19 protein-coding genes are annotated in these 20,768 nt (G+C 61.6%); 7 read left to right on the plus strand and 12 right to left on the minus strand.

Annotation, left to right across the window (positions count from 1 at the left end; translation table 11 throughout):
• Positions 1 to 39: 39 nt before the first annotated feature.
• The 5 genes from ACZ5C3_RS25200 to ACZ5C3_RS25220 all read right to left on the minus strand — a co-directional run bounded on the left by ACZ5C3_RS25200 (position 40) and on the right by ACZ5C3_RS25220 (position 5,351).
• Complete coding sequence (locus ACZ5C3_RS25200; protein ID WP_464033855.1) at positions 40 to 210, minus strand: hypothetical protein; 171 nt, start codon at positions 208 to 210, stop codon at positions 40 to 42.
• Between the two features lie 166 nt (positions 211 to 376).
• Positions 377 to 763, minus strand: a complete 387-nt coding sequence (locus ACZ5C3_RS25205; RefSeq protein ID WP_464033856.1) for a DUF1236 domain-containing protein — start codon at positions 761 to 763, stop codon at positions 377 to 379.
• Between the two features lie 128 nt (positions 764 to 891).
• Positions 892 to 2,577, minus strand: coding sequence for an SGNH/GDSL hydrolase family protein (locus ACZ5C3_RS25210; protein ID WP_464033857.1), 1,686 nt, complete (start codon positions 2,575 to 2,577; stop codon positions 892 to 894).
• Positions 2,578 to 2,766: 189 nt separating this feature from the next.
• Positions 2,767 to 4,170: a lytic murein transglycosylase gene (locus tag ACZ5C3_RS25215; protein WP_464033858.1), complete on the minus strand. Its 1,404-nt coding sequence runs from the start codon at positions 4,168 to 4,170 to the stop codon at positions 2,767 to 2,769.
• Between the two features lie 155 nt (positions 4,171 to 4,325).
• A complete protein-coding gene (locus ACZ5C3_RS25220; RefSeq protein WP_464033859.1) occupies positions 4,326 to 5,351 on the minus strand; it encodes an aldo/keto reductase in 1,026 nt (341 codons plus the stop codon).
• A 330-nt stretch (positions 5,352 to 5,681) separates the two neighbouring features.
• Here ACZ5C3_RS25220 and galU point away from each other — a divergent pair, with 330 nt between their 5' ends.
• Both galU and ACZ5C3_RS25230 read left to right on the plus strand, forming a co-directional pair.
• Positions 5,682 to 6,554 (plus strand): UTP--glucose-1-phosphate uridylyltransferase GalU, encoded by an 873-nt coding sequence (gene galU, locus ACZ5C3_RS25225; RefSeq protein WP_464033860.1) that lies wholly within the window; start codon positions 5,682 to 5,684, stop codon positions 6,552 to 6,554.
• A gap of 187 nt (positions 6,555 to 6,741) precedes the next feature.
• A complete protein-coding gene (locus tag ACZ5C3_RS25230; protein ID WP_464033861.1) occupies positions 6,742 to 7,731 on the plus strand; it encodes a DUF4118 domain-containing protein in 990 nt (329 codons plus the stop codon).
• A 10-nt stretch (positions 7,732 to 7,741) separates the two neighbouring features.
• Here ACZ5C3_RS25230 and ACZ5C3_RS25235 read toward each other — a convergent pair whose 3' ends face one another.
• Positions 7,742 to 9,328: an outer membrane beta-barrel protein gene (locus ACZ5C3_RS25235; RefSeq protein ID WP_464033862.1), complete on the minus strand. Its 1,587-nt coding sequence runs from the start codon at positions 9,326 to 9,328 to the stop codon at positions 7,742 to 7,744.
• A 338-nt stretch (positions 9,329 to 9,666) separates the two neighbouring features.
• Here ACZ5C3_RS25235 and ACZ5C3_RS25240 point away from each other — a divergent pair, with 338 nt between their 5' ends.
• On the plus strand, positions 9,667 to 10,677 hold the full coding sequence (locus ACZ5C3_RS25240) for a KpsF/GutQ family sugar-phosphate isomerase (protein ID WP_464033863.1): 1,011 nt from the start codon (positions 9,667 to 9,669) through the stop codon (positions 10,675 to 10,677).
• A gap of 13 nt (positions 10,678 to 10,690) precedes the next feature.
• Here the strand turns inward: ACZ5C3_RS25240 and ACZ5C3_RS25245 are convergent, their stop codons facing one another.
• The 6 genes from ACZ5C3_RS25245 to ACZ5C3_RS25270 form a co-directional block, all read right to left on the minus strand.
• Positions 10,691 to 11,134: an NfeD family protein gene (locus ACZ5C3_RS25245; protein WP_464033864.1), complete on the minus strand. Its 444-nt coding sequence runs from the start codon at positions 11,132 to 11,134 to the stop codon at positions 10,691 to 10,693.
• A 14-nt stretch (positions 11,135 to 11,148) separates the two neighbouring features.
• On the minus strand, positions 11,149 to 12,132 hold the full coding sequence (locus ACZ5C3_RS25250; protein WP_464044347.1) for an SPFH domain-containing protein: 984 nt from the start codon (positions 12,130 to 12,132) through the stop codon (positions 11,149 to 11,151).
• Between the two features lie 161 nt (positions 12,133 to 12,293).
• Positions 12,294 to 13,331, minus strand: coding sequence for a ferrochelatase (gene hemH / locus ACZ5C3_RS25255; protein ID WP_464033865.1), 1,038 nt, complete (start codon positions 13,329 to 13,331; stop codon positions 12,294 to 12,296).
• A 118-nt stretch (positions 13,332 to 13,449) separates the two neighbouring features.
• The gene (locus ACZ5C3_RS25260) at positions 13,450 to 14,643 is read right to left on the minus strand and encodes a nickel/cobalt transporter (RefSeq protein ID WP_464044348.1); all 1,194 of its coding nucleotides are present in this window, start codon (positions 14,641 to 14,643) and stop codon (positions 13,450 to 13,452) included.
• Positions 14,643 to 15,299 (minus strand): DUF1007 family protein, encoded by a 657-nt coding sequence (locus ACZ5C3_RS25265; protein WP_464033867.1) that lies wholly within the window; start codon positions 15,297 to 15,299, stop codon positions 14,643 to 14,645. The genes ACZ5C3_RS25260 and ACZ5C3_RS25265 overlap by 1 nt, the downstream gene beginning before the upstream one ends.
• 1 nt (position 15,300) lies before the next feature.
• A complete protein-coding gene (locus tag ACZ5C3_RS25270) occupies positions 15,301 to 17,382 on the minus strand; it encodes a M3 family metallopeptidase (RefSeq protein WP_464033868.1) in 2,082 nt (693 codons plus the stop codon).
• Between the two features lie 130 nt (positions 17,383 to 17,512).
• On the opposite strand from ACZ5C3_RS25270, the gene ACZ5C3_RS25275 reads away from it, so the two are divergent.
• From ACZ5C3_RS25275 to ACZ5C3_RS25290, 4 genes are all read left to right on the plus strand, one after another.
• A complete protein-coding gene (locus ACZ5C3_RS25275; protein WP_464033869.1) occupies positions 17,513 to 17,773 on the plus strand; it encodes a hypothetical protein in 261 nt (86 codons plus the stop codon).
• Between the two features lie 619 nt (positions 17,774 to 18,392).
• A complete protein-coding gene (locus tag ACZ5C3_RS25280; protein WP_464033870.1) occupies positions 18,393 to 19,535 on the plus strand; it encodes a type III PLP-dependent enzyme in 1,143 nt (380 codons plus the stop codon).
• Positions 19,536 to 19,677: 142 nt separating this feature from the next.
• The gene (locus tag ACZ5C3_RS25285) at positions 19,678 to 20,283 is read left to right on the plus strand and encodes a GNAT family N-acetyltransferase (protein ID WP_464033871.1); all 606 of its coding nucleotides are present in this window, start codon (positions 19,678 to 19,680) and stop codon (positions 20,281 to 20,283) included.
• Positions 20,284 to 20,361: 78 nt separating this feature from the next.
• Positions 20,362 to 20,751: a RidA family protein gene (locus ACZ5C3_RS25290; protein ID WP_464033872.1), complete on the plus strand. Its 390-nt coding sequence runs from the start codon at positions 20,362 to 20,364 to the stop codon at positions 20,749 to 20,751.
• Positions 20,752 to 20,768 lie beyond the last annotated feature (17 nt).

The raw sequence follows: 20,768 nt of genomic DNA on the forward strand, positions 1-20,768 counted from the left end.
CAAAACGAAAAGCCCCGCCATCGTGCGGGGCTTTTTGATTCACGACTTACGCGACGCTCGCCATTCAAGAACAGCGGCCACCAACCCGAACAAAGCGGTGGCATAGAGCACGTGTCGGTCGACGCCGAACACATAGACCAGGATCGCAACAAACCAGATCGATCCGGTGAACCAGATCGCGATGGCGAGAGAAGGTGGAAGACGGCTCATTGAACGTTCTTTTCATCTGCGCGGTTCCTTTGGCAGATCCGCGCAGCGCCGTCGTCTCACTGCGCGCAGAAGCTCAAATGCTTTTGCGAATGGCGAGATTTTATCGCCCCCAAAGAAAAAGGCCCCGTCCGGTGACGGGGCCTTTTCTCCGCATTAGCGAGTCGGATTACTCGATCACGCGAATGACGCGGCGGGTGCGCGGCTCAACGATCACGCGCTGATTGTTCACCACCGCATAGCTGTATTCTGCATGGCGAGGGACGGGTTGAAGTTCGACGTAAGTCGGCAGCGGCTCACCCACTACGACGCGCTCACGTACGACCACTGAACGCGCAGGCGCGCCTGTGACCGACGAAATCACGGCCGTTGGAATATCCACGGCCGCACCAACTGCCGCGCCCACCGTACCACCAACCGCTGCACCGACCGGGCCGCCGACTGCGCCACCGGTGGCCGCACCGTTGTTCGCGCCTTCAATGGTGGCCGCTTGCGCAAACGCCAAACTCGGCGACAAGGCAAGGACGGCAACGGTCACTGCTGTACGAATTCTCATGTCATCCTCCAGTACGAATTCAGAGGATGACCAACGGCCCGTTGCCGGGACCGTTCCGGAAAAATGATGTTGGAACCGCGCAGAATTTCATTGATGGAACGGAACAAGAAGTCCGCTCACAGAAACACTCAGCGCGAAAACCACGGGAAGAAAGAAGATATTCCACTCTGCTGGGGACGAGGCGCATCGCGCGACACGCGTTGTTGGCGCGGCGAACCAGCCTGTGCTTGTCCACCTGCATCCACAAAACCTTGCGCGACCGGTTGCGACGCGGGCTTCTTCGTCGCCTTTGGCTTTTGTGCAGCGGCTGCGGTGCCGTCCGATGGTGCAGCGGCGACAGCCGGATCTCCCGCAGGGGCGCTCAATGATCCGACTTCGCGCCGCGGCCAGGAAAAATCATCCGCGCGACCGGCGGGCGCACTGAGCGGTTCGCCTTTCACCATGGTCTTTGCCGCGAGCTGATCAACCGATGTGGGGCGAGCTCCCGCACCACCCAGCAATTCATCACCACCGACCGATGATGCCACCAACGGCACAATCGGGCCGACCAGCGGACGCTGCCGTCCGGCAGCATCCGGAGTAACACTAGGACTGACATTCGCTTCCGGCTCTGTCGGCAGTTCAACCGGCGCAGCACGCGATCCCAGCACGCGGCGAATTTCGCGCTCCGTGTAGTGCGCAAGCTTGCGCGCACCGGCCTTGGTGAAGAACACGCCGTCTGAAGCGCGCAGCCGGCGGATCTGACCTTCGAAGTCCGGTCCCTGCTGTGCGAAACGTCCCACATCGTCGACGAAGCCATCCCACACATCGACATAAGTGATCCCGGCCTTGCCGGCCGCATCGCGATAAAGGGCATCGAGGAACAGCATGTCCGACGTAGCCTTGGGGCCGCGCACCGCAGGCAGGCCCACCCACAGTATCGGCACGCCTTTGGTTTTCAGGACCGCGATCATCTCCTCGATCTTCTTCGAATAGAGTTCGACCCAGCGGTCGTCACGGAATTCATAGGAACCGCCTCCCGAACGCCCGGCCTTCTCCGACGCGATGATGCTCGGTTGATCGTCATCGTCGGGTGCAACTTCGTTGTCAGCAGGCTTGGAGTCAGCTGGTTTAGTGTCCGCGGGCTTGTTCTCCGTCGTCTTGTTGTCTGCAGGCTTGCCATCGGTGTTGGTGTCGGCTGCCTTGTCGCCGGGCTTCTTCGCGCCCTTGTTGTCGGCTTTGTCAGCGCCCTTGGCGTCAGCCTTCTTTTCCGGTTCGCGGATCGGAATGCGGTCATGAAGGCCGAGCATGACGACGATCACATCCGGCTTCTCTGTGGCGAGAATGCCCTTGGCTGCCGCAGCCCAGTCGGCTGGATCGCCCTTAGGCTGATATTTGATCAGACCGGATACGGTCTTGTGTTTGCGGATCACGCCGAGTTCTGGCGTTTCCGACAATGCATCCTCGAGACCATAGGCCAGCCAGTCGGCCATGGCGTCGCCGAGCACCAGAACGTTGCGATCCGCCGGCGCTTCCCGCTTTGCAGGTGGTGGCGCGCGCGAAAAATCCTGCGGGCGTGGAGCCTGCTGTTGCTCTGACGAGCGGGGACCAAACACATCGCCGAACGGCGAGGAGAAAAACCCTCCCCCACCGCCGCGTTGTTGCTGCTGTGGATGTTGCGGCGCTGGACGGCGACCGAAACCACCGAAGCCGAAATCGAAAAACTGCGCGGAGGCCGGCGCGACGATGCCGAACATCATCGCTCCCGCGACCGCTAATACGATGAGCGGACCGCGTTCAGGGAACAAGCGCAGGAAAGGCTTCCGTTTCGACATCTGTCTCACAGGGTGGAGAAAACCGTCACACCAAAATAATAGCAGATTCAGGCCCGAAGGGGGCGAAATCGGGCGTCATAAACGGTGCCGCCCAGGTCTTCGTCAAGGGCTTTCGACGACATGGCCGGGGTTGTTCCCGGCCTCCGCCTGAATCCGTTCCAAACGGCGCAAAAACGTTTGCGCTAACCGTCAGCGCTGCCGCAGCCTGTCCAGAACGCCGGCTGACGCGAAGCCATCCGCCGGTGCGCCGATGGAGGCCTGAAAATTACGCAAGGCCTGGCGGGTCTGGCCGCCGAGATTGCCGTCGGGTTCACCGCGATAAAAGCCACGCTGCGCCAGCAAATCCTGCAACTCAAGTCGCTCCGCGCGTGACAGCACGCGCTCCTGGCGCGGCCATGCCTGCACCAGCGGGCCGCCGCCGCGCAGCCGGTCGGCGAAGTGACCGATGGCCAGCGCATAGGCTTCCGCCGGATTATACTTGGTGATGGCGCGGAAGTTACCGAGCATCAGGAAGCCAGGACCTTCAGCCCCCGCGGGCGCCAGCAAAAATGCCTTGTCGTTGGTGTGCGGGAATCCCTTGCCGCCAGCGCGGCGAATGCCGAGGTGCTCCCACTGCGCAATCGTCATGACCTTTGAGCGATCTGCGAACATGTAATTGAAGCCCGGAGGCACTTCGACCTCGTAGCCCCATGTCTGACCCGGCACCCAGCCGTTCTTCCTGAACATGTTCGATGTCGAAGCCAGAATATCCGGCACGTCATCAACGATGTTGCGCTTACCGTCGCGGTCGAAGTCCACCGCGAAACGCTTGAATGCCGATGGCATGAACTGCGTCGCGCCGAACGCGCCTGCCCACGAGCCGCGCAATTGCGCTGGCGTTAGATCGCCGTGATGGAGAATTTCCAGCGCGTCGAGAAACTCTTCCCGGAAATAGGCCTGACGCCGGCCGACGCAGGCGAGCGTCGCAGTCGAATTCAGCACGCTGCGGTCGCCGCCCTGCGTCGAATAATTCGATTCAATGCCCCAGATCGCCGCCACGATGTAGCGATCGACCCCGTAGGTCTGTTCGACCGCGTCGAATGTGGCTTTGTACTTTGTGAGCATCTCGCGGCCGCGGGCGAGACGCGTGTCATTGACCAGAACGTCAAGATAATCCCACACCGCCTTGGTGAATTCCGGCTGGGAATCCACCAGATCCATGATGCGCAGGTCCGGTGAAAGGTCCGCCGTAAATTGCTGGAAGCTCTCCTGCGAGATGCCGCGGCGTGCCGCGTCCGGCCAGAGCCCTGCGACACATTGATCGAAATTCGCCGCCGCCTGCCGGATGGCATCGGCGGTCATATCCGGATGGCCAGAGGCGCCGTCCTCGCCGCTCCATTCCTTTGCGGACCCCGCCTGCGCCATACGGCGCGGCTGCCCAGTCTGCCGCGCAGGACCATTCGGCTGCGTGATCGAGCCGGTGACATCGCCATTGGACGGCGCAGGACCACCGCCGGCCATCATGCATGCGGATACCGACACCGCCAGCACGCCCAGCGCCAGCATTGTTGCACCCGCAGACAGTGTTCTGCCGATTATTTCCGAAACCCGCATGTCGGCCTATATCCCCGGAAAATACCCCGGCGACTAGAAGGCCCAGACGGGGTTTCCACCGTCTTAACAAGTGTGCACTTTTTCGCGTCCAATCAATGACAGGGGCGACCGCAAAATCGTCGCGGCCTCTTTACCGTGCTGTCACATGGGGACCGTCAGACAGGGGGCGGATTGCGCTCCATCGACGTGCTCCGCTGATGCCAATAAGGATATGGCAGCGTCACCTTGCTGGCTTCATCCAGCCTTGCGACCTGCTCCTTGGTCAAAGTCCAGCCGATGGCGCCGAGGTTCTGCTTCAGCTGCTCCTCGGTGCGTGCACCGACGATCACAGTCGACACCGTCGGCCGGTGCAGCACCCAGTTGAGGGCGATCTGCGGCACGGTCTTGCCGGTCTCCTTGGCAATTTCGTCGAGCGCATCGACCACGCGGTACACGTACTCGTCAGGCACCGGCGGACCCATCTCCGCCGTGCTCGGAAGCCGGCTGACCTCCGGCCGCGGCTGTCCGCGCCTGATCTTGCCGGTGAGGCGGCCCCACCCCAATGGCGACCACACCACCGCACCGATGCCTTGATCCTGTCCGAGCGGCATCAGCTCCCACTCGTAATCGCGTCCGACCAGCGAATAGTAAGTCTGGTTGGCGACGTAGCGCGGGTATCCATATTTGTCCGCAACGGCGAGGGATTTCATCAGGTGCCAGCCGGAGAAATTCGAGGCACCGACGTAGCGGATCTTGCCCGCCCGCACGAGCATGTCGAGGGTCGACAGCACTTCGTCAGGTGGCGTCATCGCATCGAAGCCGTGAAGTTGGAACAGATCGATATAGTCCGTGCCCAGTCGTTTGAGCGAACCCTCCACCGCAGAGATCAAATGATAGCGTGATGAGCCGACATCGTTCGGCGTATCGCTGAACCGGAATGTGGCCTTGGTCGAAATCAGGGCCTTGTCACGCCGGCCCTTCAGCGCTTCGCCCAGCACGCGCTCGGATTCACCGCGCGAATAGACGTCCGCAGTATCGAACATCGACACGCCTGCGTCGAAGCAGATGTCGAGCAGCCGGCGGGCTTCGGTCGCGTCGGTATTTCCCCAGCCGGCCAAGCGTCCTACGCCGCCGAAGGTGCCTGTGCCGAATGACAGTGCGGGGACGGTGAGGCCTGAGGCGCCGAGACGTCGGTATTCCATTCATTGCTCCTGAATGATGCAAGCGGTTGCGGCTCCTGCGCGGAGCCAGAGGCGGGGTGCGGCAACAGATTAGGCACAGCACGCGCACCGCGCCAGACAACCAAACAGCATGGGTGGTGCGCCTCTGATTTCAGACGCGAAACCAGTCGAATTCCTGCGCCCGGTCGCTCAGCGATCGCGGAAACCATGATCACACATCCGCCGCTTTGCGCCTTTGTTCTACCTGTCAAACACGCTACCAACGGAACATACTCAGCCCCGAAATTTTAGAACGTTAACCATTTTGGATACCCGCCCTTTGTCCTCTCTCACGCCACACAAAAGAGCCTCATGAAAATCCGCAAAGCTGTCTTCCCGGTCGCCGGTCTCGGCACTCGCTTCCTGCCTGCCACCAAGGCCATGCCCAAGGAAATGCTCACGGTCGTCGACCGCCCGCTGATTCAGCACGTGGTGGACGAGGCACTGGAAGCCGGCATCGAACATCTCGTTTTCGTGACCGGTCGCAACAAGGGCGTCATCGAAGATCACTTCGACCGCCCTTACGAGCTTGAGGACACGCTGAAGGAACGCAACAAGCTCAAGGAAATGGACATCCTCGAGCGCGACCAGCCGGAAGCTGGCTCGACGTCATTCACCCGCCAGCAGGCGCCGCTCGGCCTCGGCCACGCGGTGTGGTGCGCGCGCGATATCGTCGGCAACGAACCGTTCGCCGTACTGCTGCCGGACGTGTTGGTGAAGCACAAGCCGAGCGGCTTGAAGCAGATGATCGACGCCGCGAATGCAGCCGGCGCCCAGAAGGCCAACATTGTGGCCGTGGAAGAAGTGCCGATGGACCAGGTCCACATGTACGGCGTGGTCGGCGTCGGCAAAACCAAAGGCGATCTGTTCGAACTGGCCGGGATGGTGGAAAAGCCGAAGAAGGAAGTCGCGCCGTCGAATCTCTCGATCACCGGCCGCTATATTCTGCAGCCGGAAATCTTCAATGTGCTGGAGACGCAGGAGCGTGGCGCGGGCGGCGAAATTCAGCTCACCGACGCCATGCTCGGGCTCGCCAAGTCGCAGCCGTTCTACGGCTTCAAGTTCAAGGGCAAGAGCTATGACTGCGGCTCGAAGTCCGGCTTCCTCGCCGCCAACATTGCCTATGCAATGGACCGCGACGATCTGCGTGACGATCTGCGCGCGGAAATGAAGAAGTATTTCTGACCTTCCTGCAATGTCTGAACGGCTGAGGTCTTAAACCACCAACAGGTTGATCGCCTGTCGTCGATGCGACGGGCGACTGTCCGATTGCGGACATAAATTCGTCATGCGCGACGATTGATCGCTACATGCCGAACTACTCACTCCGCCTCTCTCATTTCTCGCCGGTTCAATGCGCCTGCATTGTTCCATGTTTCTGTGGCCCGCGTTCCAATTTTGTGGAAAGCTCCGCGCAGGGCAGGTCGTCGTGAAGAGCTGGCGTTTTCTATATCGGCGGGTCGAACCCGGTTTTGTAGGCTCACTGGCGTTGGCACTCACATGTGTCGCGGTCGCTGCGGTCGCGCGCGTTTTGCTGGGCTTCATCGGATCGACGCTCTATTTCGCGAGCTTCTTCCCCGCGGTCCTGATTTGTGCGCTCATTGGCGGTCGCACGGCCGGCCTGCTGACAATCCCTTTGTCCATTATTGCCGTGTGGTGGGCCTTCATTCCACCGGCATACGCGTTCGGCCCGCTCACACCGGTGAACCTCGCGAACTTCGTCTTGTTCGGGCTATCGAGCCTGCTGGTGGTGTGGCTCGCGGTCAGGCACCGGCGCACCGTGTTCGATTTGCAGGACCGGGATCAGCAGCGCGAACTGCTGGTGCATGAGATCGAACATCGCGGCAAGAACATGCTCGCCGTGATGACGTCGCTTGTGCAGCAGACGGTGCAGGACAAGGATGACGCCGACACGCTGATCAATCGCATGCGCATCGCGGCCGACAATCGCGACCTGCTTCATGATCCGGCGGACAACGCAATGTTGCTGCGCGACCTGCTGACAGCGACGGTCTATGAGCCCTACGGAAAAGATCGCGTCGTACTGACCGGCCCGAATGTACGGCTGAACGGACGCGAAGCCCGCAGCCTGCGCATCGTGTTTCACGAAATGACGACCAACGCGGTGAAATACGGCGCACTGTCCGAACCGAGTGGCCACATCACCATCGACTGGTCGATCGAAGGCGACAAGCTCGCCATCGCCTGGTGCGAACGCGACGGGCCGAAAGTCTCAGCCCCGAGCAAATTCAACTTCGGCTCCAAGTTGATCAACGTCACGCTCAAGCAGATGAACGCCGTGCTCGAGCCGACGTTTGCGGAGACGGGATACTGCTACAAGATTTCGTTTGAGTTGGGGTGAAAGCAATACCCTACCGCTGCACGCGCACGCCCAGCATCACCACCGTCGCCGTTGAGCTTGCATCGGCGATCGAGCTTTTCAGCCAGTCCTGGCGCACCTGCGCCTTGATCTGGAATGTGCGGGACAGCTTGTAGATCAGATCGCCTTCGACAAAGTAGCGGCGGTCGAAGCGCGCGCCGTCATAATCGGTGGTGCCAGTGCCAGCTTTGGCCGTGCCGATCAGCCAGCGGCGGAAGGCGTGGTCCACCTGCAACGAATAGTCATGAGAGAGTGAGCCGGAGACGCCGGGCAGCGTGGTTTCATCAATGGACGATGTCGCGGCAAGCGTCACGGTTGTTAGACCGGTCGCCGTCCACACCAGCGAAGCACTCGTCAGCAATCCACTCAGGTCGTTGAGGCGAGGATCCTGATAGGTGCGCATCGAATAGCCGATGGCGGCTTCACCGGTCAGCAGCCGCGAGAATTCAAATGTTGTACCCGCCTTGACGTAACCGCCGTTTGAATCGCGCTGGAAGCCGGACCGATCGAACTTTGTGTCGTGCACGCGCGTGTCGGCCTCAACCTCACCAAACGGCTTCAAACCAGGCATCAGATCGTAGCTGACGCGCGCGAGAGTGCCGAACTGGTTGAAGTTGCGGTCGTCGTTGGTGGTCGACGTGCCATCAGTGAGCAACGACTGCTGATAGGTGGTGCGATCCGCAAGTCCCGCGACATTGACCTGCAGACGATTGAAATCGTGCTCGACACCTGCAGTCACGCCGACGTCCGTCGCCAACGGATATTTCGCAAGCCCGACCTGGATGTTCGGCGAACCTGGATTGTCAGTGAAGACCCGCATACGCAATTGCGTGTTGATGCGGGTGTCGCGCTGGACATCGATGCGGCCATCGATCTTGCCATCGAAACTCGGCGTATCGAGGTTGGTTGGCACCGGCGAAGGTCCGCCGCTGGCGGGCGGCGGGAAGGTCGAGCCATAGCCGGTGAAGGAGCCGCGTAGATCGGCGATCAGCGAATGCCGCTCCCAGTCCGACGCGATCAGCAGCTCAGGCGCCACGGTGTAGAACCCCGAGCCCTTGGGCGTGTCGATGCGGCCGGGATTGGTGTTGTAACCGCCCCAGACTTCAACAGCCGCCTTGCTCAGGAAGCTGCCGGTGTGGAAGCCAACATTGGCGAACGGATCGTCGTCGACCTTCAAGGGGCGGCGCTGCGGCTGTCCGGGCACGTTACCCGCGACGGACGGCGACACCGGCGCAGTCACTTTCGCGTTGCGATTGGGCGTGGTCGATGCCGGAGGATTGCCAGGGCCGACATATTTCGGCTTCGGCGCGCCGGGATAGAGCTTCGGCTTCTTCCGCGTGCGGTTGAGGGAATCGAAACCCATGTCGGATGCGCCGGATGCGGGCGGAATGTCGTAGGTCGGGATCGCCCCGATGCGTGACGACGCCGGCGCGGAGCGGCGACGCTGATCCTGGTCGTCGTCAACTTCGCCCGTTCGCCGCAAAGGCGACAGTTCCGGCGGGGCAAAACCACCCTGCACGGGGCTCATCATGTTCGAGGTCAGCGTCTGTGCGTGCGCGACAACAGGAGCGGCAGCCATCAAAAGGATTGAGAGGCCCAACGCGCGGCAGGCCGGAAGCACGCGCCACTCGGGCGCGCGCCAGCAATGGTCCCCCAACCCCAACGGTTGCTGCCAACCTGGCACTTCCAAAACCTCTCCAGCCCCGGAACGGCCGAGGCCCACTTCCAAAAACGCAACAAATTCATTGGATTGCGGCGAGGTATGCCGCCGCCGGCGCCCGCAAACGCCGTTAACAGAGTTAAAACAAGTATGGTTAATGAGGAGTTGAGAGGTGGAGGTGCGTCGCATTGGAGGCTGCGGCGTGCTAAGCAACGCCCAACGCGGCGCCCGTGGCGCCCCCTCCTCTGGAACGTATCATGGCTACTTCAAAACCGCGGGCAGCAGCTTCCGTGACCCCTTCTACGTCGGCCGCGACCACATCTGCCCTTCGCACTCTTGAGGCAGAAGCGAGCGGGGTCGCCGCCCTCGCCGCCGCGCTCGAAGCCGATCTCGGCGCGCCTTTTACGGCGGCGGTCGACCTGATCCGCAACGCCAAGGGCCGCCTGATCGTGACGGGGCTCGGCAAGTCCGGCCACATCGGCAAGAAGATGGCCGCCTCATTTGCCTCCACCGGCACACCGGCGTTCTTCGTTCACGCGGCGGAAGCGAGCCACGGCGATCTCGGGATGATCACCACCGATGACGTCATCATGGCGCTGTCGTGGTCCGGCGAGACCGCTGAACTGAAGAACCTCATCACCTATTCGCGCCGCTTCCGCATCGGCCTGATCGCCGTGACATCTGAGGCGACATCGACGCTCGGCGCGGCGGCCGACATCGCGCTGACGCTGCCGAAGGCGCGCGAAGCCTGCCCGCACAATCTCGCGCCGACCACGTCGTCGCTGATGCAGCTCGCGCTTGGCGACGCGTTGATGGTGGCGCTGCTGGAGAGCCGCGGCTTCACCGCACTCGACTTCAGCACGTTGCATCCGTCCGGCAAGCTCGGCGCGATGCTGAAATTCGTGCGCGACCTGATGCACAAGGATACCGTCGTGCCGCTGAAGCCGCTCGGCACCAAGATGTCCGAGGCGTTGGTGGAAATGACCTCGAAGGGATTTGGCTGCGTCGGCATCGTCGATGCGCGCGGCGACATCGTCGGCATCGTCACTGACGGCGACCTGCGCCGTCACATGCGGCCCGATCTCATGACGGCCAGCGTCGACGAGGTGATGACGAAGAATCCGAAGACGATCAGGCCCGACCTGCTGGCAAGCGAAGCCCTGGAAATCCTCAACTCGTCAAAGATCACGGCGCTGATTGTGACCGAAGGAAAAACGCCGGTCGGCATCGTGCATCTGCACGACATCCTCCGTGCGGGTGTCGCCTAAAGTTAAGAGCGCTCTACACCAGCTCGACTGTCAGGCTCGCACCGTCCGCCTGAGTCACCTTCACTCGGCTGCCGGAGGGCGCATCCGGCCCGGCGACGCGCCAGATGGTGTCATCCACCCGCACTGCTCCGACACCGTCGACAATCGGCTTATCAAGCGTAAAGACACGACCGACCAAGCCTTCCGCCCGCCGATTGAGGAATGGTGCGTCGGTCGGCTTCTCGTGTTGTCGCGCGAAGTGCCGCCATAGCGGCACCATGGCAATGGCGAGTGCCGCGAACGCGATGACCTGAACCTGCCATGACCATACGACACCGAATGACAGCAGCCCGACGATCAGCGCCGCCAGCCCAAGCCACAACATGAACACGCCAGGCGCGAAGGTCTCGACGGCCATCAACAGGACACCTAGGATCAGCCAATTCCACGTCCCTAACTGTGTCAGCAGGTCCATCATGGCATTGGTCTCTCTCAGGCCGGCTTGGTCGGCGTTGTGTTCGGCACGGTCGACGGACGGCGGGGAGCGGCGGCGGTACCACCGCCGTCACCAAATGTCGCCTTGGCGATCTCAGCGATGCCGCCAAGCGATGACAGGATGCCTGTGGCTTCCATCGGCAGCATGATAATCTTCTGGTTCGGCGAATCCGCCAGCTGGCCGAACGCCTTGATGTATTTGTCGGCGATGAAGTAGTTCAGCGAGGCGACATTGCCGCTGGCGATCGCGTCACTGACCATCTGCGTGGCTTTGGCTTCCGCTTCGGCCGAGCGCTCACGCGCCTCAGCGTCGCGGAATGCGGCTTCGCGGCGACCTTCGGCTTGCAGGATCTGCGACTGCTTGGCGCCTTCCGCGCGCAGGATTTCGGACTGCCGCTGGCCTTCGGCTTGAAGAATATCCGCGCGCTTGACGCGCTCGGCCTTCATCTGCCGGCCCATGGCCTCGACCAGATCAGCCGGAGGCACAATGTCCTTGATCTCGATGCGGTTGACCTTGAGGCCCCATGGCGACACCGCGGCATCGACCACGCGTAACAAGCGCTCGTTGATCTCGTCACGATGCGAGAGCACCTGATCGAGATCCATCGACCCCATCACCGAACGGATGTTGGTCATGGTCAGGGTGACGATCGCCTGATTGAGGTTTGAGACCTCGTAGCTCGCCTTTGCGGCATCGAACACTTGATAGAACGCGACACCGTCGACCGTCACCGTCGCGTTGTCCTTGGTGATGACCTCCTGCTCGGGAATGTCGATCACCTGCTCCATCATGTTCACCTTGCGGCCGACACGATCAAAAAACGGGACGATAATATTGAGGCCCGGCTCCAGCGTGCGGGTGTATTTTCCGAACCGTTCAATGGTCCAGTCGTAGCCTTGCGACACTGTCTTCACACCAGCGAATAGTGTGAAAATGACAAGCAACACCAGTGCGATCGCGAAAATATCAAAACCGGACATGAACAACTCCCAAAGGGCGGCAAGCCATGACGGCAATACGACTCGTCACGGCGATCTTAGCACGGACGTATGACCGCTGCTCTGTCCTTGGTCTGCCGGGAGATCGAAAGGGTTCGAAAATAAGGGCAATCGCGGCCGACGGTGCGGCCATAAGGCTTCGCTCAGACCCAGCCCTGCAGCTCCCGCAGCACAAGCTGGCGGATCATGTCCATGCCTTCGTCGCTGTCATTGAGACAGGGAACGGCGGAAAACTCCTGGCCGCCGGCTTTATGGAAAATCTCGGCATTTTCCTGGACGATTTCTTCCAGCGTCTCAATGCAATCCGCCGAGAAGCCCGGGGTGACGACCACGACCCGATTGACGCCTTCCTTGGCAAGCCGCTCGACCGTCTTGTCCGTGTAGGGCTGCAGCCACTCCTGATAGCCGAAACGCGATTGGAAGGTCAGCATCAGGCCCTTTTCATCCAGGCCCATGCGCTTGCGGAGTGCCTCGACCGTCGCGACGCACTGCGCTTGGTAGGGATCACCCTTCGCGATGTAGGACTGTGGCATACCGTGGAACGACGCGATGATGGTGTCAGGCTTGTAAGACAGCCTCGTCAGATGCTTCTCGATCGAGATCGCAAGCGCATCGATGTAGTCCGGCTCATCGTAGTAAGGCGGCGTGAAGCGGATGGTCGGCTGCGCTCGCATGTCCTTGAGCGCGGCGGCAACCTTGTCCACCACCGTCGCCGAGGTGGACGCCGAGTACTGCGGATACATCGGCATCACCAGAATGCGATCGCAGCCTTGCGCCATCAACGCTTCGAGACGCGATTTGATCGACGGATTGCCGTAGCGCATGCCCCAGTCGACGACGACATGCTTGTGATCGGCAATCGATGCGGCAAGCTTATCCGACTGCGCACGCGTGATGGTCTTCAGCGGGGACTCGTTCTTTTCGGTGTTCCAGATCTTCAGATAATCCTTTGCCTTGCGCGCAGGGCGAACGCGCAGGACGACACCATTGAGGATCAACTGCCAGAGCAGACCCTGGTTTTCGATCACCCGCGGGTCCGACAGAAATTCGCGCAGATACACCCGCACGCCCTGGGCATCGGCCGTATCGGGCGTGCCGAGATTGACCAGCAGCACGCCGACGCGCACCTGCGCTGCTTCGGTTGCTGGACGTCGCGTGTCGAGTGGAATGACCGTTGTCATGATGGCTGTGGCATCGCGCTTTGAGGCACCGATGTCAAGCTAGCGTCCTGTCTTCGAATAACCGACCAATTTGCCGCACGTCCGCACGGTTATTCGGAGACAAAAGGACACTGCGCGATCAGAAGCAGGTGGCGCGCTCCGCGGCAATGTAGCCCAGCAAAAGGCCGACACCGAACAGCAGAACAAGCCCGGCTGCGGCGAACTCGACCCCGCGCAGGAAAATCGCCCCGCCGCCGTCCCGGCCCGCCGCCATACGCGCCGCGATCCCCTTGGCGGAAACCGCAACGAGCGCGATGGCCGAAACCGTGATCGCGGTTCCAAGTCCCATCACAAAGGTGGCGGCAACGCCGGCCCAGAACATGCCCTGCGCCAATGCAAACACGAGAACCAAGATGGCGCCAGAGCACGGCCGGATACCAACCGTGAGGATCGCGCTCAGGCCGCGCGACCAGCCGCCTGGGCCGGCAAGTTCACTTGGCTCCGGACCATGGGAGTGACCGCAATGCTCGTCATGAACATGACCGGCGTGGTCGTGGCTGTGATCATGATGGTGATGGTCATGCTCGTGATGATGATCATGTCCGTGGTGATGCCCATGATCATGATGCACGTGGTCGTCGTGAGCATGGGCGGCCCGCGCATGCGAATGCCCATGATCATGATCATGATCGTGATGCGCGTGGTCATGACCGTGCCCCGCCATAGCCGGAACAAGCTGAGGCATCGACGCGCCACGCAACGAGCGCAGCGCCCGGATGAAGCCGCCACCCTTGCTCCAAACGAGCCGTGCGCCGAACGCCGCGATCAAGCCATAGCTCGCAATCTCTATGACACGTTCCGCACCACACATGCTTTTCGCCGTGGCGTTGAGCAGCAAGGCACCGACGCCGACAATCGCCACCGCGACCAGCGCCTGCATCAAAGCCGACGCAAACGACAGCACGATCCCGCGGCGCGCTGTTTCCTCGTTGGCCACGAGATAGGACGAGATCACCGCCTTGCCGTGACCAGGACCCGCGGCGTGAAAGATGCCATACGCAAACGAGATGCCGAGCAGCGTGAATACCGCGGTGCCGTCGGATTTTGCCGCACGAATGGTCGACGACATCTGGCGATAGAACTCGGACTGCTTGGCAAGCAGCCAGCCGATGATGCCGCCCACCTGCGAATCCGGAACAGCCCCACCTTTCGGCGCACCGAACGGATTCTGCGCGGACGCAATATGCATCACACAATCAATCACCATCACCGCAACGACAACACCCAAGCCCAAAGCCGCAATGCGCGCGGGCGTCCAACGAGAGGCACTCATCAGGGACAATCCACCATGATCCTATTGGCGAACATCGCGCCATAATTCGAGTTGTCGCCGTTCAGGAAGGTCTGCTCATTCATCGTTTGCGCCTGCGCGCTGCCGTCGGTCGGACGATCGATGCTCAGCTTGCAGTTCGCCGGCGCGCCGACCAACTTGACCGGATCTTTGTCGTTCAGGGTGAAGTCGATGAAATAGGATGGATCAAACACCTCGAGCGCGAGCGCATTCGCCTTGAACGGCGTCTTGAACGGCAAGGTGAAATGCAGCGTCAGCGCTGCATCTTTGTATTCGAGGTAGTAGTCGACCGGATCGCCGAACTTCTCTTTCTTCTGACTGCCCTTTGGCCCGACCTTGGCGTACGTGAAGTAGGCGTACTCCTTCAGCGACTCGACGTTGGTCTGAGCCAGCGGCGCGAGTTCTTCCCGCGTATAGGCGCCCTTTGTCTTGCTCTCGATCCCTTGCAGCGCGTAGGTCGAGAACATGTCGTCGAAGGTCCATGCATGACGCACACCGGTGGCCGAACCATCGGGACCGTAAATCAGTTCGCTTTTGGCGGTGATCCAGACGTGAGGATGGGCTTCCGCAGCCTCCACGCCAAATGCCGTCGCCGCAACAACGAATAGAAGCTGGATCAGCCGGCGCACAGTGGTCATCTCAAGCTGCCTCGGGTTCGTCGAGCAGGCCGCGACCGCGCAGCAGCGCATCGGGCTCCGGCTTTCTGCCACGGAAAGCGATGTAAGCCTCTTCAGGATCGCGTGATCCGCCTGACGAATAAATGTCATCATGAAGCCGCTTGGCGACAGCCGGATCGAAGATGTCGCCGGCCTCTTCGAACGCACCGAACGCGTCCGCATCCATCACTTCGGACCACATATAGCTGTAATAGCCGGAGGCGTAGTGATCGCCGGAGAAAATGTGACCGAATTGCTGCGGCCTGTGGCGCATGGCGATCTCCGCAGGCATGCCGATCTTCTCAAGCTCGCGCTTCTCGAAAGCTCGCACATCCGTGATCGAAGCTGCGGGCTGAGAATGAAATTCCAGATCGACAAGTGCGGATGATACGAACTCGACAGTCGCAAAGCTCTGGTTGAACTTGCGTGCAGCGATGAAGCGCTTGAGCAGATCGTCGGGCAACGGTTCGCCGGTTTTGTAGTGCGTGCCGAATTTCTGCAGCACCTCGGGCCGCTCCTGCCAATGCTCGTAGAGCTGCGAGGGCAGTTCGACGAAATCCGTGAACACGCTGGTGCCCGACAGTGATGGATAGGTGACGTTCGATAGTATGCCGTGCAGACCGTGCCCGAGTTCATGGAACAGCGTGCGCGCGTCGTCCGGTGACAGCAACGCGGGCTCGCCGTTCGCGCCCTTGGAGAAGTTCATCACGTTGATGATGAGCGGGTAGATATCGCCGTCGAGCTTCTGCTGATCGCGCAGCGACGTCATCCATGCGCCGGAGCGCTTGGAGGGACGCGCGAAGTAGTCGCCGTAGAACAGCGCCTTGTGGTTGCCTGCGGCGTCCTTGACCTCCCAGACCCGCACATCCGAATGCCAGACCGGAACGTCCTTGCGCTCGTTGAAGCTCAGCCCGAACAGCCGGTGTGCAACATCGAAGGCGGCGGCGATCATATTGTCGAGCGCGAGATACGGCTTGATCGCGGCGTCGTCGAAATTGGCCCGCCGCTGACGCAGCTTCTCGGCATAGTACCGCCAATCCCAGGCGGCGAGTTTGAAATTGCCGCCCTCCTCAGTGATGAGCCCCTGCAACGCATCCCGATCCGCCATCGCGCGGGCGCGGGCCGGCTTCCAAACCCGCTCCAGCAGGCCGCGCACCGCCCCCGGCGTCTTGGCCATGGAATCCTCCAGCCGGTAGGCCGCGAAGCTCTCGTAGCCGAGCAGCTTGGCGCGCTCCTCGCGCAGCCTAAGCACGTCGAGGATCGTCGCGCTGTTGTCGTTGGCGTTTCCATTGTCGCCGCGCGCGGTGAACGCCTTGAACACCTTCTCCCGCAGGTCGCGGCGGGCGGACTCCTTCAGGAACGGTTCCGCCGAGGAGCGGGACAGCGTCACCACCATCTTGCCCGCCATGCCACGATCCTCCGCCGCAGCCTTAGCCGCGGCAACGAAGCTCTCCGGCAGACCTGCGAGGTCGTCTTCGCCGAGCTCCATCATCCAATCCTGCTCATCACCGAGAAGATGGTGGCTGAAGGTCGTGGAGAGTTGAGCCAATTGTTCGTTGATGTCCGCCATCTGCTTTTTGGCGGTCTCGTCGAGGCCCGCGCCGGCCCGGTGAAAATTGGTCCAGGTCCGCTCCAGCAGCCGCGTCTGCTCAGGCGTCAGCTTCAGCGTCGCCGCCTTGTCACGCAGCTTGCTCACGCGGGCGAACAGCGCCGCATCCATCGTGATCGGATTCCAGTGCCGCGCCTGCTTCAGCGCCACCTCGGAATCGATCTTGAGCAGCTCCGGGTTCGAATGCGCGCCAACCAAGTCGTAGAACACGGCAGACACCTTGGAGAGCAGCTTGCCCGAGCGCTCCAGCGCCGCGATGGTGTTGTCGAAGGTGGGGTCGGCCGGGTCGTTCTTGATCGCCTCGATCTCGGCGGTGTGATCGGCGAAGGCCTTGTCGAAGGCTGGGAGAAAGTGCTCCGGCAGAATTTGGTCAAAAGGCGGCGTCTCGAACGGGGTTTTCCAGGCTGACAGCAGCGGATTGGCGGTACCAGGGGCCGATTGAGACACGTCTGACATGAGCAGCCTTATTTGCAGCGATTTCTGATGTTCTCTCTATACCATCCGGTGGGGCTTTTTTGCGCCCATCTGGGCTTGATCAGACGCCCAATTTCGCAGAGATTGCGGCCTCAAACTGGATCCTTAAGACATGAACGCCCAAAAGCTCGAAGCCAACGCCCGCACAATCGCCTGGCCCAGCGTCATCACCGTGATCAGCGCGGCCATCCTGATCGGCGCCGAGGTATTTGGCGCCGCCTTCGCCGGCGGCTGGGCTCTCGCGATCTTGTTCGGCCTCAGCGACACCGCCGCTCACATCGTTCAAATCGTGCTGTTCGTGATTGGCGTCGTAATCATGGTGGGCTTCGTGCGCGGCGCACAGCGCGTCGAGCCGTTCACGCGTCGCGTCTGACAGATTTTTGCGCGAGAAAACTTAACGCGCATTCATCTTCCTCAACGTCTGTTCATGCTCGCCCGACTTTTCCATCGCGCCGCTGAGAATCTTCGCGCGGTGGCAAAAAAAGTCTTGCACCACCGAGTCAAAACTCATATTTGCACCCTTGCCCAATTTCGCACGTGCCTGTGGTCGTGTGTCAGTCGGTAGGTATCCGGACAAGAGGCCGGACAGCCGCCAAGGGGACGAAGAACCGAGGGTCTCACGATCTCTGATCAAGAGGCCAGCATCTCTCTCAAGGGATGCCGTTGAAGGTGACTTCCCTCCTTGCAACCGTGACTGACAGCCGGAGGCGAACCGGCGCACCTCGCTCTCAACGGGGGACGCGACTTAAAGCAACGACGGATCGGGCTTTTTTGGTCTCTGCTGGCTTTCCATCAGCTGGCGCGAATACCGAAGAGGCTTGTCCTTCATTGCCAGGTGTGCGGGCGGGAGCTTTCCCAACCAATCCACGGCAGCACAGTCTGGTCTGAGTGTTGGCTATTGCCGCGCCTCCATCGCGCGTCATGGCTTAAGCGCTCATATCCGGCGTCATTTTTTTGGACGGTCCGTCGCAGGGCCGTTTGGGGAGAGTGCTATGACCGAACGTATCCAGGAATTCCTGCGCGCCCGCCGCAACCAGGGTCTCGACACCGAGCCGTGCCTCGTCGTCGACCTCGAAATCGTGCGCGACAATTATCAGACCTTCGCGAAGGCGCTGCCTGACTCCCGCGTGTTCTACGCGGTGAAGGCCAATCCAGCGCCGGAAGTTCTGTCGCTGCTGGCTTCGCTCGGTTCATGCTTCGACACCGCGACTGTCGCCGAGATCGAAATGGCGTTGGCCGCCGGTGCAACGCCTGACCGCATCTCCTACGGCAACACGATCAAGAAGGAGCGCGATATCGCGCGCGCCTTCGCGCTCGGCATCCGCCTGTTCGCGGTGGATTGCGCCGCCGAAGTCGAGAAGATCGCCCGCGCCGCCCCAGGCGCGAAGGTGTTCTGCCGCATTCTTTACGATTGCGCAGGCGCCGAGTGGCCGCTGTCGCGCAAGTTCGGTTGCGATCCGGAGATGGCTGTCGACGTGCTCGACCTCGCCAAGCGTCTGGGCCTGGAGCCATGTGGCATTTCGTTCCACGTCGGCTCGCAGCAACGCAAGGTGAAGGCGTGGGACCGCGCGCTGGCGATGGCTTCGACGGTGTTCCGTGACTGTGCCGAGCGTGGAATCAACCTCTCCATGGTCAACATGGGCGGTGGCTTCCCGACGAAGTACCTCAAGGACGTTCCTCCGGTTCTGCAGTACGGCCGGTCGATCTTCCGTGCGCTTCGCAAGCACTTCGGCAACCAGATCCCGGAAACCATCATCGAGCCGGGCCGCGGTATGGTCGGCAACGCAGGCATCATCGAGACCGAAGTTGTCCTCATCTCGAAGAAGAGCGACGACGACGAGAATCGCTGGGTCTATCTCGACATCGGCAAGTTCGGCGGCCTCGCCGAGACGATGGACGAGTCGATCCGCTACGCCATCCGCACGCCGCATGACGGCGCGGACATGGCGCCGTGCATTCTCGCCGGTCCGACCTGCGACTCGGCCGACGTGCTGTACGAGAAGGCGCCATATCCGCTGCCCGTTACACTCGAGATCGGCGACAAGCTGCTGATCGAAGGCACGGGGGCGTATACCTCGACCTACTCGGCGGTGGCATTCAACGGCATCCCGCCGCTGAAGACCTACCACATCTGAGGATCATCCTCGGGCTAGCGCCGAGGGCTCCTTCGGAGATCAACTAACCGGAAGCCGGTGCGCCGGCTTCCATCCCGTCACATGCGATTTTTGCTGACAACACTCCGCCGCGCGCTGCGGCCGGAGTGGGGACTGACGTGCCATGACTGCTTTTCGGAAGACGACCCCTGTTGCCCTCACCACCGATGCCGCTCCGTTCGCGATCCGTGCGGAACGAGCCTCGGACGTCGTTGCGCGTGAAGTGCTGCTGGATGCCTGCTTTGGCGCAAACCGCCATACGCGCACCTGTCAGCGCCTGCGTGACGGACGCGCGCCCGCCGAAGGCCTTGCCCTGTCGGTCGTGCGCCAGGGCCGGCTGGTCGGCACCGTGCGGTTGTGGCACGTCAGCGCGGGCGGCGTCCCGGCGCTGATGCTTGGCCCGCTAGCCGTGGATGCGTCCTACCGCAGCCTCGGTGTCGGCGCAGCCCTGATGGAACACGCCCTTGAGGTCGCGAAGGCGCGCGGCCACGGCGCCGTGATCCTGCTCGGCGACGCGCCCTACTATGCCCGCTTCGGCTTCTCGCCGCTCAAAACCGGTGAGCTGTCGCTGCCCGGCCCATTCGAGCGCGATCGCCTGCTCGGGCTGGAACTGCGCGCGGGTGCGCTCGACGACGCATGGGGCATGATTGTTCCCACCGGCATGGCGGCACGCCGTCAGCGCACGCGGCTGACTGGCAGGGCCCGCCGGCTGGTCACTCACGCAGCTTGATTTGACACCCAAGACGCGGCATTGCGTGGCTCTAATAAGCCCCGCAATGCCGCTTTTCATTTCCCACGAGGTAAACACATGTCCCGCCGCCTGATTTCCACCGGTTCGCCTTTCGAGAAAACAGCAGGTTACAGCCGCGCTGTCGTCGACGGCGATTTCGTATTCGTCTCCGGCACCACCGGCTACGACTACAGCACCATGACCCTGCCGGAAGATGTCACGAGCCAGACACGTAACTGCTTCAAAACCATCGAAGGCGCGCTGAAGGAAGCCGGGTTCGCCATGGCCGATATCGTGCGTGCCACCTACTACATCACCGACCCCAAGGACGCGGATGCCGTGTTCGCGGTGTGCGGTGAGCATCTCGGAGAGATCCGTCCAGCAGCCACGATCCTTGCCGTCGCAGGTCTCTACAAGCCCGAGATGAAGATCGAAATCGAAGTCACGGCCAAGCGCCGCAGCGCCTGACCACCGAACACCTGACC

This window comes from Afipia dichlorophenoxyacetatis, from assembly GCF_055386385.1.